Below are 11,777 nucleotides of genomic sequence, written 5' to 3'. Positions count from 1 at the left end.
AAAGCCCACAAATGATGACTTCCGCACAAGGATGAATTATGAGCAACAGAAGCGAACGTGACAGTTTTGGCCCGATCGACGTCCCTGACGACAAGCTGTGGGGCGCGCAGACCCAGCGCTCACTGGAGCATTTCCATATTTCCACCGAGCGCATGCCGCCGGAATTGATCCACGCGCTGGCCAGCGTCAAGCGCGCCGCCGCCCGCGTCAACCTGGACCTGGGCCTGCTCGACGGCCCGAAGGCGATCGCCATCACCCAGGCCGCCGACGAGGTTCTGGCCGACAAGCACAGCGGCGAGTTCCCACTGGCGGTGTGGCAGACCGGTTCGGGCACCCAGTCCAACATGAACATGAACGAGGTGCTGGCCAACCGCGGCTCCGAGCTGATGGGCGGTGTGCGCGGCGAAAGCCGCAAGCTGCATCCGAATGACGACGTCAACAAGGGCCAGTCGTCGAACGATATCTTCCCGACCGCGATCCACGTGGCGGCCGCGCAGGCGCTGGCCCACACCGTGCTGCCGTCGCTGCGCCAGCTGCGCGCCAGCCTGCACGCCAAGGCCGAGGCCTTCGCCGACATCGTCAAGATCGGCCGCACCCACCTGCAGGACGCCACGCCGCTGACCCTGGGCCAGGAATTTTCCGGCTATGTCGCCCATCTCGATTTCGCCGAGCACGCGATCAACGCCGCCCTGCCCGGCGTGCTGCAGTTGGCGGCCGGCGGCACGGCGGTCGGCACCGGCCTCAACGCGCATCCGGAATACGCGGTGCGCATCGCCGCCGAGCTCGAACATACCTTGGCGCTGCCGTTCCGCACGGCCGACAACAAGTTCGCCGCGCTGGCCGGCCACGACGCGCTGCTGTCGGCGCACGGCGCGCTCAAGACGCTGGCCGCCGCGCTGATGAAGATCGCCAACGACGTGCGCTGGATGGCGTCGGGCCCGCGTTCGGGCCTGGGCGAGATCACGATCCCGGAAAACGAGCCGGGCAGCTCCATCATGCCGGGCAAGGTCAACCCGACCCAGTGCGAGGCGGTCACGATGTTGTGCTGCCAGGTGTTCGGCAACGATGTCGCCATCACGATGGGCGGCGCCTCCGGCAATTTCGAGTTGAACGTCTACAAGCCGCTGATCGCGCACAACTTCCTGCAAAGCGCGCGCCTGCTGGCGGACGGCATGCGCAGCTTCGAGGAACATTGCGTCCACGGCATCGAGCCGAATCGCGGCCGCATCGCCGAACTGATGGAACGCTCGCTGATGCTGGTGACGGCGCTGGCGCCGCACATCGGCTACGACAAGGCGGCGTCGATCGCCAAGAAGGCGCAGCATGAAGGCACGACGTTGAAGCAAGCGGCGCTGGCGCTGGGCTATGTCACCGACGCGCAGTTCGATCAGTGGATCGTGCCGCTGGATATGACGCGCCCGAACGCGTAACCCAGCCGGCTGGCTCAGAAGCCGTAGGCGTAGCGCACCCCGGTCAGCACATCCGGCCGGGCGTTCGCGTCGTGGCCGGGATTGACGCGCAACATCACCGCGCCGGTCACCTTGCCCATGCTGCCGGCCTTGCCCAGCATCGTGGTGTAGCCGAACTCCAGATCCCGCTCGGTGGCGGTCGGCCGTAGATTCAGTGTCGGCGTGCCGAATGCCTGTCCGTTGGCGTAATTGACGCGGGCGTCCGAGTCGGCGCTCTGCACGCCGGTGCGCACCTTGGCCGGCACCGACAACGTCATCGCCAACTTGTCCTGCTCATTGAATATCTGGCGCGTGGCCAGGCCCAGGCTGAAGGCCATCGTCCGCACCGACGAGACCTGCGCCATCAAGCTGTCCGGCGCGCCGAAGCCTTCGGTCTTGCCATATGTCGCCATCGCCATCACCGAACTGCGCGGCGTCAGCGCGTAGCCCAGCGACAATGACGTGAATTTGGTGGTGGGCCGGCTGTTCACGCCCCATGACGTGCCGGGCTGGCCGCCGCCGAGCGTGGAGCCGGTCTCGCGCAGCAGGCCGATGGTCAGGATGCCGACCGCGCGCCCCGTTTTCTTTTCGAACTCGGCGCTGCTCAGATAGCGCCGGCTGCGCTCGGTCAACAGAGGGCCCAGCGGATCGAGCAACGACAAATTCTCCGGCAAGGCGCCGAAATGCAAACGCGGCGCGCCAGCGAACGAGGCATAGCGGCGCGCGCCGTCGGTCTGCAACTGATCGACCAGCGCCGACTGCCGGTCGGCCGCTTCAAATAATAGTGTGGAATTGGCGCGCGTCTCGAACGCCGGCGTCGTTTGCTGGGGAAGAGCGGCGTCGGATGTGGCCGCGCCAGCCACTGTCGAGAGCGGAAAAACGGTTACCAGCACAGTCAGGGAGAGCTTATTCATGATGCTGCTCGGTAAGGCACGACACCCTGCTTAAATATTTAGCAGTTACTTCAGCATAGCAATTTTTTTTCCGGCTGACAATCCGATTCGATGGGGTAAACTGCGCGCCTGTCGGAATGCCGCTACACTGTCAAAAGTGACGTCGGTACCAGGTTGATATCATGGCAATAGAGGATAAAATGCAAAAAGTAAGCTTCGAATTGAACGGCGAGTTTGTCGAGCTGAACCAGCTGTTGAAGCTGGTCGGATTGTGCGACAGCGGTGGCGCCGGCAAGATGATGGTGGCCAGCGGCGAGGTGAAAGTGGACGGCAAGCAAGAGCTGCGCAAGACCGCGAAGATCCGCGCCGGCCAGCAGGTCAGCGTCGGCGACGTCAACATTACCGTTGGCGGCGTGTAATTTCTTCTTGCTTTTGAGCAATAACCGAGTAATCTGTAAGCGCAGCCGAGAAAACGCTGCAGACGGGGGTGAGCGTGTTTGATAACGCGCAAACCGACTGGCGATATCGTAGTTATATTGGAATTGCTTGCCACCCGGCTTTTTCAACCAATTTTTTTACGACCAGGGGGACGTCATGGACGGTCCTGAACCACATAGCCCAACCCAGGAAAAACTGCTCGACGATCTGCGCCAGGTGATTGAAAACGCCGAGGAACTGCTCAAGAACACGAACCAGTACCACGGCTCGCTGTATCAGGGCGCGCGCGCCAAGCTGGCGCAGGCGCTGCTGACGGCCACCGAGGAACTGGCCCGGTTCGAGAACGCCCAGATCGACCGCATGATCGAACTGACGGCCGCCGCCTGCCGGCTGCACCGGGATCTGACCGGCGAAGCCAAGGTGTTGCGCGCGTTCAAGCCCGGCGCCTGAGCGCCGCCCTTTCATACCTCTATCCTGACGATCAGCGCGTGGGCCAGCCAGAGTTGTAAGTTGCCGGCCACGTCGAAGGCGTCGTCGATGTCGAACGCGGCATCGAGCGCGGCGCCGAAGTCCCTCCCCTCCCCCAGTACTTGCAACGCCGCGTGGCCGGCGCCACTGAGCGGCACCAGCCGCGTCTTCCATTGCGGACGCGCGACCACGCCATGGCTGGGCGCGGCCAGCCGTTCGGGGAAGCCCACCCCGCTGTCCGCCTGATGCGCCTGCCAGAGCGGAACCACCGCCCATTCCGACGCGACCAGCCGGCAGGCCGGATGCAAGGTCATCCGTGCGGTTTCCATTTGCTCGGGAGATAAGCCGGCGAGCTGCGCGGCTGTGACGGCTTCGGCCGCCGGCGCGTAGTGCGCGCGATGCAGCGCCCACTCCAGCGCCGCCATGTCGGGCAGATAGGGATAATCGGCCACGTGGCGAAAATGACGGAGGAAGACGTCGAAATCGGCGCCGAAGCGATTCAAATCGCCGCTGTTGGATGGATGGGCGCGGCCGTAGGCCTTGCTCAAGCCGCTGAAGAACTCCTCCCCCACCAGCATCCGCACCACCGGATAGGCGGCCGCCAGGGTTTTGTCCCATGTCGCGCCCAGGTTGCCGCGATACAGCGCGAGGCGGTGTTCGTTGAGGCCTTGCTCGCCTTGAAGCTGCTCCAGCACAGGGGCCGTCCGCGCCGGATCGAGCAGCGCGCCGGCGAACAAGTGCTGGCTGGCGGCCAACGCGGGGGCATCCTCCTCCATCGCGACCGCCGTCCCCGCCTGCCACGTCCGCGCCGGCGGCGCCGCGTATTGGCGTAGCAGCACGTCGGCCTTGGCCGCCTCGGCCAACAGCACGGCCAGTTCCGGGATGTCGGTATCCCACTCGATCAGCGTCGGCACGGCGCCGAAACGTTGCAGCGCCGCCTGGTACAGGCGCCAGACGGGGTCGGCAACCGTGGCGCCGTGGTGGTCGATGACAGCCTGCGGCGTCACCAGATGGCCGGCCAAGTGCATCTCGCCGACCATGCCGGGCGTGATCGCGGCGATGGCGGCCAGCGCGTCCTCGCCGTGGTTGCACTGGTTGACGTAGAGATTATTGATGTCGAGCAGCAGGCCGCAACCGGTGCGCGCGGCCAACGCCGCCAGGAACTCCGCCTCGCTCATCGCATCCCGATGAAAGCGCACATAGGTGGAGACGTTTTCCAGCAGCAGCTGGCGCTTGAGGGCATCCTGCACGCGGCCGATGCGCGCGCTCAGCAGGTCGAGCGCGGCATGGTCCAGCATCATCGGCAACAAATCGTTGAGATGGCGGTCGCCGACGGCGCCCCAGCACAGGTGTTCGGAGACCAGCACCGGCTCGACGCGCGCCACCAGGCTGCGCACGCTGTCCAGGTGGCGCTCGGAAAATCCGCGCGCCGATCCCAGCCCCAGCCCGACGCCGTGCAGGCTGATCGGATAGTCGCGCCGCAGCTCTAGCAGCACGTGGCTGTCCCAGCCGGATTGATCGAGATAATTTTCGGTGTGGACCTCGAGCCAGGCGGCATCGGGCCGCTGCTCGAGAAACTGGCGGTAATGCGGCGCCCGCAATCCCACGCCGACACCCGGCAGGCGCTCCGACAGGCGCGGCAAGGACATGGGCTCCGCTGAAACTTACTTGGCGGGCGGCGTGGTCTTGCCGCCGGCCTTTTCGCACGTGCCTTTTGCCACGTATTTCCAATCGGTCGGCGAATTATCGGCCTTGGACTGGCCGGCGCAGGAATGCGAACCGTTGGCGGCGGCGCAATCGTTCTGGCCGGCCTTGGCGATCCCGTAACACTTGTCCTTCGGCGTGTCCTGATCGACGGCGAAGGCGCTGCCGGCACCGGCGGCGCAGACGGTGGCGAGGGCGGCGGCGATCATGGCTTGACGTTTATTCATGGTAAGTCTCCTGGTTGAATTCATCACAATTTAGCGGGCAGGCGCTTTTTACAGTCGCAGCGTACCAGCATTAACGTTGATACGCTTGAATGTGTTGACTGGATTCAAAATCGAGAAGACGCGCGGATCGAACGATCACGCACAGCCGCCGCGCGCGCCACGGCGCACGGTGCTTGCCGCGGCGCCATGACGGGCCGCGAACCGCCGTTCAGGCGGTGGTATTGATGGTGTTGCCGAGGTGGGACGGCAGTTTCGGTGCCGATGGAACCGGGGGAATGGCTTCGATCAACGCCTGTGCGCTGGAGGCCTGGATGTCCTGGGCTTTTTTCAGCACGGCAATGCCAACGGCCTGCTTGGTGCCGGTGTCGGCGATCGAGGTTGCAACTTGAGCAATGCCGGTAACGTCCATATCATCCTCCTTTAAGGGGTATCACTTCTTTTACGGACGATCCGGCGATAACTTTAGGCCCGCTCCATACTTTTTTTCTCGACGTGGGCCAACAGCCATTCCAGCACCTCGTTGGGGGCGTTCAGATCCAGCCATACGGTGCCGGGCAATAGATCGGCGGGCCGGGGCTGGTCGGAAGCGACCGCGACAACGTGCGGATCGAGTGGATACAGCGGCGGGCGCCCCTGCTCGGCGCGGTAGACTTCCAGCTTGTCGATGGGGTAGGACTTGAAACCCTCGAGCAAGGTCAGGTCGGCCGGCGACAAGCGCGCCAGTTGCTCATCCAGCGTGGGTTCGGGGGCGCCGCGCAACTCGCGGATGATGGCCACCCGGAACGGCGACGCCACCATCACTTCGGCGGCGCCGGCCATGCGGAGGCGGGCGCTGTCCTTCTGTGGCGGTTCCAGCTCCAGGTCGTGATGGCTGTGCTTGACGACGTTGACCTTCAGCCCCCGCGCCGCCAGCCGGGCGATCAGAAATTCCAGCAACGTGGTCTTGCCGCTGCCGGACGTCCCGATGACGCCCAGGACCTTGCGCATCTGCGCGGAACTCTCTTGCTGCATTGATCAACCCCTCTACCCCTAACTGTTACCGCCATTATACGCAGCAACATTTAGTGACGCAGCGAGGCTGATGGGCGGTCTATCGGTCGTTCTTTTGGTTGAACGCGTCGTTGCGCGATCGCCCCTTGGCAAGCAAGGCCAGGCCCAGGCACAGCAGACCGGCGCCGTAGCCGATCGACTCTTGCTGAGCGGCGGTGTCGGCGGCCTGGGCGCGTGGCATGCAGAAAGCGGCGGCTATCAGGAAAGGCAATATTCTCAGGTGTTTCATGATATTTCCCCATGCATTGTTTTCAATGATAAGAAAATATCACTACCGGGTGACAAGTTGATGACAGCTCAATACGGAACGCGGTAGCGGTAGCCTTTGAAGTTGAACACGGCTTCCTTGGGCAGCAGTTTTTCCAGCTTCAGGCCGGGAGCGACCTCGTCGCCTTCGCGCCGCAGGACCTTGTCGATCAGCAGCAAGCGGTCGGCCGGATTCTTGGAGTAGATATACCCGCCGACGGCGACCTGCGGAATCGACCGCTGGATGGGCTCGGGCAGATCGCGCAGGTTCTGGACCGGCTCCTCGAAGGCCGGCGCCTTGGCCGGGGCGCCGGCGGCACCGGTGGCGGTGGCCGCGGCAGTGGCCGCATTGGCGGCCGCGGCGGCCGGATCGCCCGCGGCCGGCGTTGGCGCGGCCTGCGGATCGGCATGCCTGCGCACCGCCGGTGTCAGCGTGGCCACCGGCGGCGGCAACGCGGCGACGGGCGCCGGCAGCGGTGCCGGACCGTCGGCGACCATCGGGGCGGACGGCTGTGCCGCCGCCGGGACGGCCGCCGCGACCGGTGCCGATTGCGCCGGCGCGCCCACGGCGGCCTGCGCCACCGGCGCCGGGGCGGGCGCCGCCGCCGGCCTCAGCACCATCGCCACCAGCGCCGCGATCGCCACTGCCATGGCGGCGATCACCAGCAGCAGCGGCTTTTTAAGGCGTCCGCCGGCCGTCGACCGCTCCACCGATTGCAGGGTCGGTGCGTGCAGGGTTGGCGCGTTGCCGAGCTGACGTTCGGCCTGCGCTTTTTTCAACGCTTCCAAAATATAGGACATATTATTTCCCCGCCACGGCGTCGGCCTTGCCGGCACGGGCCGCCAAACGCGGCTCCTGCACGCCGCCCAACTGATACAGTCGGATGAAAGTTTTCGGACCGGCCACGCCGTCCGCCTTGAGATGCTGCTCCGTCTGGAACTCGGTCAGACGGGCGCGCAACGCCGCGTCCAGCGGCTGGTTTTCCAGCGGTTTTTTGAGCTCGTAGATCTGCGACAACCGCTGGGCCAGCCAGTCCACATCGGGCCCGCGATCACCGACGGAAACCTCGTCGCGCCAGCTGCGCGGCGCCCGCCAGAACGTGGTGAACTCGCCGGCCAAGCGCGCGGCAAGCTCGTCCACGCCGACGGTGTGCGCCGCGCCGCCGGGCGCCATGATGGTGGCGTTGCGCTTATCCAGCGCGCTCAGCAGCACATAGTTGGGCGCGACGGGATCGTCGCGCAAGGTCAGCACGGCGGGACGGTCCAGCAGGCGCAATTCGTCGATGCCGCCCTTGGTTTGCAGGCAGCGCAGGTTCAAACGCGCCGCCGCCGGGCACGGATCGCCGTCGGCCAGCGCCAGCCCCCACATGCCGGCCAGCTGGCGCAACGCCACTGCCTTGCCGCTGGCGCCGCTATTGACCGCCGCCACCGGCGCCGGGTTGCCGACGACCGCCTGCGAAGGCGCGGGCGCCGGCTTGGCGGCCGGCGGCGCCTTGGGCACGGCCACCGTGGCGGTCCCGTTGGCCGGCGCCGTCGAGGCGGCCTGGGCGCTCGGCATGACCGGCTTGGCGTCGTGCGCCGCCAGCTGCCACAGCACGGCGCTGACGATCACACCGCCGAGCGCGCCGGCGGCCACCAGCGGCCAGCGCGAGCCGCCGGCCACGGCCAGCAAGCCGCCCCGCCCGCCCGGCGCCACTTCCTGCCCGGAAAACACCTCCGATGCCGCGCGGCGCAAAATGGTGCGCGTCACCTGCGGCTGGTTTTCCACGTAGGCGCCCAGCAGCGCGCGGTCGCACAGCAAGTTGATACGGCGCGGAACGCCTTTCGCCAGGCTGTGCACCAGCCCCATCAGCCGACGCGGAAACGGCGCGATCGCCGACGCCCCGGCCACGGCCAGCCGGTGCTCGATATAGGCGCCGGTCTCGGCCTCGGTCAGCGAGCCCAGGTGATAGCGGGCGATGACGCGCTGCGCCAGCTGCTCCAGCTCCGGGCGCGCCAGCATCGTGCGCAGCTCCGGCTGGCCGATCAGGATGATCTGCAGCAGCTTGCGTTCGCTCGTTTCCAAATTCGTCAGCAGGCGCAACTGTTCCAGCACCTCGGCCGACAGGTTCTGCGCCTCGTCGATGATCAGCACATTGTTCTTGGCCTGCGCGTGGCTCGCCAGCAGATAGGCGTTGATGGCGTCGACGTAACCCTTGACGCTGACCGGGCCGGCGCCCTGCGGCGGCAGCTCGATGCCGAACTCGTCGCAGATCGACAGCAGCAATTCCTCCACCGACAGCTTGGGGTTGAAGATATAGCCGAGTTTGCAGTTGTCGGGGATCTGCTCCATGAAGCAGCGGCACACGGTGGTCTTGCCGGCGCCGATTTCCCCGGTCAGCAGCACGAAACCGCCGCCGCTGCCTATACCGTAGAGCAAATGGGCCAGCGCCTCGCGGTGGCGTTCGCTCATGAACAGGTAGCGCGGATCGGGCGCGATGGAAAACGGCGATTGTTTCAGATTGAAAAAATGGGTGTACATGAAGACCTTGGGGATGCGCGTACCCTATTTTATCCGCTGGCGCACCGCGGGCGGCTGCACCGGCGGCAAGGGCTTGTACTTGGCGCAGTAAATCTTGGATTTGGTATCGAAATAAACGATGCGGCTGGCCGGCTTGGCCTCGCGCACGGGGAAGGCCGACGTGTCGATTCTCGCATAATGGACGCCGACCTGGGCGATGATCGCCTTCTCCAGCTCCTCGGGCGTGGCCTCGGCCACGGCGCCGACGAAGATATAGGTGCTGGTGTCGTCGCTGACCATCACCTCCGACACCGGCGTGCCCCACAGGTTGGCGCCGTCGGTCTTGAACCAGAAGGCGCCGCCGTCGTGCTTGTAGGCCGGGCCGAAAGCCTTGAGCAGGTAATCGTAGTAATAGAAATTGGCGGTCTGGTCGCGGCACAGCAAGCCGTTGCCGATGACGGTGCCGAAGGTGGTGGGCACGGACTGCGCGCGGGCGTCGCCGGGCGCCAATACAGCAAGCGCGGCAAGCGCCGCCAGGGCGGCCCCGGCACGGCGCGGCGAGAGGGAAAACGTCGTCATTAAAGTTTCGATAACCAGGATCGGTTGGCGCTGATGCGTGCCTTGGCGGTCGCCGGCAACGCCTCGTAGCATCCCGGATACTGCTTCAAGGCAGCCTCCCGGATTTCCTTCTGTAAGCCGTTGATTAAGAACACATACAGCACCGAGCCGTCCTCCGTGTTCTTGGTCCCCACGTATTTGATCATGTCCGCCCCCGCTTCCTTTCACCGCTCGAGCATCAATTACCCCGATTATGACATTATCGGCGCGCGCGACGGCAAGTTGAATCGCAGTTCAGCGCCGCTTTTTTGCCGTTGATCCCAATATTCCGCACATCCGTCTGATTCCCCGCATCGCTGGCTTGCATTTGTCATATCGTTCAATCCTCGCCACTTGCCATCAATGAGATAAAAATGAAGCAGACGATCAAACACAGCGCGCTGGCCGGCGCCTTGCTGGCGGCCGTCATCGCCGGCGGCTTGGCCCAGGCCGACGACAAGCAGGACGCCAAGCAGGACGGCGCCATCGGCACCGAAACGCGCACCGTCGCGCCGTTCACCGACATCAACCTGATCGGCCCGTTCCGCGTGATCGTCACCAACCAGGCCGCCAACGGCATCGAACTGACCGGTCCGCGCAAGAAACTCGCCGAGATCGAAACCTCGGTCAGCGGGGACACGCTCACCGTGCGCCAGCCGCGCAAGAAGAGCAGCGGCTGGGTCTTCAACTTCAACTGGAACAGCGATCACAAGTCGCAGGTGACGGTGCGCATCAACGCCGCCACCCTCAAGAGCCTGCGCAACGGCGGCAGCGGCGACGTCGACCTGCAACAATTCCAGGGCCCAACGCTCAGCCTGACGTCGGACGGCGCCGGCGACATCCACGCCAACGGCACCGTGACGGACCTGACGGTCACCTCGTCCGGCAGCGGCGACCTCGACCTGCGCACCTTGAAAGCGGGCAACCTGAACATCGTCTCGAACGGCCCCGGCGACATTCACGCCGCCGGCGTCACGCAGGACCTGAACATCTCGGTCAACGGGCCGGGCGACCTCGACATCGGCGACATCCACGCCGGCAAGGTCAACACGGCCATGCACGGTCCCGGCTCGGTCACCTTGCGCGGCAGCGCCCGGGAAATCCGCGCCGAAGTGGCCGGCCCGGGCGACCTGGAGGCCTGCTCGCTCAGCGCCGAGGCTGCCAGCGCCATGCTGCACGGCCCGGGCGACGCCTGCATCGCCGGCAACATCAAAAAGCTCGACGCCGAAGTGCACGGCTCGGGAGACCTGACGGTGCGCGGTCTGCAGGCGCAAACGGTGCGCGCCATCCTCAGCGGGCCGGGCGACATGACGTTGTCGGGGGCGACGGCCATGCTGAGCGCGGAGGTCAGCGGTCCGGGCGACCTGGACGCCAAGATGCTGCAGGTGGGCCGCGCGGTGGCGCGCAGCCGGGGGCCGGGCGACATCTACCTGAGCAAGGTCAGCGAAACGCTGGAGGCGGAAGTGGGCGGCCCGGGGGACCTGACGGCGACGGCCGACTGCAAGAGCGTGCGGCTCAACATGCACGGCCCGGGCGAGGTCAAGCTCGAAGGCAAAACCGCCGCGCTGACGGCGCAGCTGAGCGGCTCGGGCAACCTGAACGCGCGGCAATTATGGGCGGGGCAGGCCGACGTCATCGTGCGCGGCCCCGGCAACGCGGTGGTGAATGTGAATGGCAAAGCGGCCGAGCAATCGCGGCTGGTAACGTACGAGCGCAACGGCACCCGCGAAAAAGCCAGCAACTGATGAGCGGTCCCAATTCCGGGGACAGGTCCGAATACCGCTAAATTACGCGGACAACGGAATCACGTAGAGGTTGTGAATAAATACCCCAACTAAGTAAAATGGGGGCTCGGTGATCGGATCGATAATCATATGAGCTCCCACAATCTTTCTTTGTTCGATGAAGAGGCGCTGCCGGCGTCGGCATCGGCCCCTGCGGCGTCGCCCCCCAATGCGCCTGCGAGGGTGCAAATGCCCAATCGAAGCCAGCTTGAGTTGCGTCCCACCAATTTGGATGAACAGCTAGAGGACGATCATCGTGCCCGGCTGGTGTGGGCGTATGTCGAACGACTGGATTTGTCCAAGCTGTACGCGCGCATTCGCGCCGTGGAGGGTGGCGTGGGGCGCACGCCGATCGCGCCGGAGATTTTGCTGTCGCTGTGGCTGTACGCCACGCTGGAGAGCTTGGGGTCGGCCAGGGCGTT

Annotated in this window: 14 protein-coding genes and 1 pseudogene; 5 read left to right on the top strand and 10 right to left on the bottom strand. The window is 65.4% G+C overall.

The genetic code is table 11. The features are described 5' to 3' along the window. The first annotated feature begins 38 nt into the window (after positions 1-38). The gene (gene fumC / locus JOD97_RS29320) at positions 39-1,430 is read left to right on the top strand and encodes a class II fumarate hydratase (protein WP_209726348.1); all 1,392 of its coding nucleotides are present in this window, start codon (positions 39-41) and stop codon (positions 1,428-1,430) included. A 14-nt stretch (positions 1,431-1,444) separates the two neighbouring features. Here fumC and JOD97_RS29315 read toward each other — a convergent pair whose 3' ends face one another. Further along, positions 1,445-2,362, bottom strand: a complete 918-nt coding sequence (locus JOD97_RS29315) for a hypothetical protein (protein ID WP_209726347.1) — start codon at positions 2,360-2,362, stop codon at positions 1,445-1,447. A 179-nt stretch (positions 2,363-2,541) separates the two neighbouring features. Here JOD97_RS29315 and JOD97_RS29310 point away from each other — a divergent pair, with 179 nt between their 5' ends. Then, complete coding sequence (locus JOD97_RS29310; protein ID WP_209726346.1) at positions 2,542-2,760, top strand: RNA-binding S4 domain-containing protein; 219 nt, start codon at positions 2,542-2,544, stop codon at positions 2,758-2,760. Between the two features lie 175 nt (positions 2,761-2,935). Continuing rightward, entirely contained in the window at positions 2,936-3,229 is a 294-nt protein-coding gene (locus tag JOD97_RS29305; RefSeq protein ID WP_209726345.1) for a hypothetical protein, read from the top strand. A gap of 11 nt (positions 3,230-3,240) precedes the next feature. On the opposite strand, the gene JOD97_RS29300 is transcribed toward JOD97_RS29305, so the two are convergent. From JOD97_RS29300 to JOD97_RS29260, 9 genes are all read right to left on the bottom strand, one after another. After that, positions 3,241-4,896, bottom strand: coding sequence for a DUF692 family multinuclear iron-containing protein (locus tag JOD97_RS29300; RefSeq protein WP_209726344.1), 1,656 nt, complete (start codon positions 4,894-4,896; stop codon positions 3,241-3,243). Between the two features lie 15 nt (positions 4,897-4,911). Continuing rightward, complete coding sequence (locus tag JOD97_RS29295; protein ID WP_209726343.1) at positions 4,912-5,178, bottom strand: DUF2282 domain-containing protein; 267 nt, start codon at positions 5,176-5,178, stop codon at positions 4,912-4,914. Positions 5,179-5,386: 208 nt separating this feature from the next. After that, positions 5,387-5,587, bottom strand: a complete 201-nt coding sequence (locus tag JOD97_RS29290) for a YjfB family protein (protein ID WP_209726342.1) — start codon at positions 5,585-5,587, stop codon at positions 5,387-5,389. A 53-nt stretch (positions 5,588-5,640) separates the two neighbouring features. Beyond that, the gene (gene mobB, locus JOD97_RS29285) at positions 5,641-6,189 is read right to left on the bottom strand and encodes a molybdopterin-guanine dinucleotide biosynthesis protein B (protein ID WP_209726341.1); all 549 of its coding nucleotides are present in this window, start codon (positions 6,187-6,189) and stop codon (positions 5,641-5,643) included. A 79-nt stretch (positions 6,190-6,268) separates the two neighbouring features. Then, complete coding sequence (locus tag JOD97_RS29280) at positions 6,269-6,457, bottom strand: hypothetical protein (RefSeq protein WP_209726340.1); 189 nt, start codon at positions 6,455-6,457, stop codon at positions 6,269-6,271. 68 nt (positions 6,458-6,525) lie between these two features. After that, on the bottom strand, positions 6,526-7,275 hold the full coding sequence (locus JOD97_RS29275) for a general secretion pathway protein GspB (protein WP_209726339.1): 750 nt from the start codon (positions 7,273-7,275) through the stop codon (positions 6,526-6,528). Position 7,276: 1 nt separating this feature from the next. Continuing rightward, positions 7,277-8,995: an ExeA family protein gene (locus JOD97_RS29270; RefSeq protein WP_209726338.1), complete on the bottom strand. Its 1,719-nt coding sequence runs from the start codon at positions 8,993-8,995 to the stop codon at positions 7,277-7,279. A gap of 24 nt (positions 8,996-9,019) precedes the next feature. Then, positions 9,020-9,553, bottom strand: a complete 534-nt coding sequence (locus tag JOD97_RS29265; RefSeq protein ID WP_209726337.1) for a hypothetical protein — start codon at positions 9,551-9,553, stop codon at positions 9,020-9,022. Continuing rightward, positions 9,553-9,738, bottom strand: coding sequence for a hypothetical protein (locus tag JOD97_RS29260; RefSeq protein WP_209726336.1), 186 nt, complete (start codon positions 9,736-9,738; stop codon positions 9,553-9,555). Before JOD97_RS29260 ends, JOD97_RS29265 begins: the two co-directional genes overlap by 1 nt. Positions 9,739-9,945: 207 nt before the next feature. Here JOD97_RS29260 and JOD97_RS29255 point away from each other — a divergent pair, with 207 nt between their 5' ends. Together JOD97_RS29255 and JOD97_RS29250 are read left to right on the top strand one after the other, a co-directional pair. After that, positions 9,946-11,316, top strand: a complete 1,371-nt coding sequence (locus tag JOD97_RS29255) for a GIN domain-containing protein (RefSeq protein WP_209726335.1) — start codon at positions 9,946-9,948, stop codon at positions 11,314-11,316. 129 nt (positions 11,317-11,445) lie between these two features. Next, positions 11,446-11,777 (top strand): annotated as a pseudogene (locus tag JOD97_RS29250) (IS5/IS1182 family transposase); the annotation flags it as partial.

The sequence above is a fragment of the Duganella sp. 1411 genome (genome assembly GCF_017833525.1).
GTDB lineage: Bacteria > Pseudomonadota > Gammaproteobacteria > Burkholderiales > Burkholderiaceae_D > Rugamonas.
Note: the sequence above shows the minus strand (reverse complement) of the source record. Positions and strands in the feature narration are given on the sequence as shown.

Coding starts and splice junctions, on each gene's coding strand:
- fumC (WP_209726348.1), top strand. CDS start 39: ATGAGCAACAGAAGCGAACGTGACAGTTTTGGCCCGATCGACGTCCCT.
- JOD97_RS29315 (WP_209726347.1), bottom strand. CDS start 2,362: ATGAATAAGCTCTCCCTGACTGTGCTGGTAACCGTTTTTCCGCTCTCG.
- JOD97_RS29310 (WP_209726346.1), top strand. CDS start 2,542: ATGCAAAAAGTAAGCTTCGAATTGAACGGCGAGTTTGTCGAGCTGAAC.
- JOD97_RS29305 (WP_209726345.1), top strand. CDS start 2,936: ATGGACGGTCCTGAACCACATAGCCCAACCCAGGAAAAACTGCTCGAC.
- JOD97_RS29300 (WP_209726344.1), bottom strand. CDS start 4,896: ATGTCCTTGCCGCGCCTGTCGGAGCGCCTGCCGGGTGTCGGCGTGGGA.
- JOD97_RS29295 (WP_209726343.1), bottom strand. CDS start 5,178: ATGAATAAACGTCAAGCCATGATCGCCGCCGCCCTCGCCACCGTCTGC.
- JOD97_RS29290 (WP_209726342.1), bottom strand. CDS start 5,587: ATGGACGTTACCGGCATTGCTCAAGTTGCAACCTCGATCGCCGACACC.
- mobB (WP_209726341.1), bottom strand. CDS start 6,189: ATGCAGCAAGAGAGTTCCGCGCAGATGCGCAAGGTCCTGGGCGTCATC.
- JOD97_RS29280 (WP_209726340.1), bottom strand. CDS start 6,457: ATGAAACACCTGAGAATATTGCCTTTCCTGATAGCCGCCGCTTTCTGC.
- JOD97_RS29275 (WP_209726339.1), bottom strand. CDS start 7,275: ATGTCCTATATTTTGGAAGCGTTGAAAAAAGCGCAGGCCGAACGTCAG.
- JOD97_RS29270 (WP_209726338.1), bottom strand. CDS start 8,995: ATGTACACCCATTTTTTCAATCTGAAACAATCGCCGTTTTCCATCGCG.
- JOD97_RS29265 (WP_209726337.1), bottom strand. CDS start 9,553: ATGACGACGTTTTCCCTCTCGCCGCGCCGTGCCGGGGCCGCCCTGGCG.
- JOD97_RS29260 (WP_209726336.1), bottom strand. CDS start 9,738: ATGATCAAATACGTGGGGACCAAGAACACGGAGGACGGCTCGGTGCTG.
- JOD97_RS29255 (WP_209726335.1), top strand. CDS start 9,946: ATGAAGCAGACGATCAAACACAGCGCGCTGGCCGGCGCCTTGCTGGCG.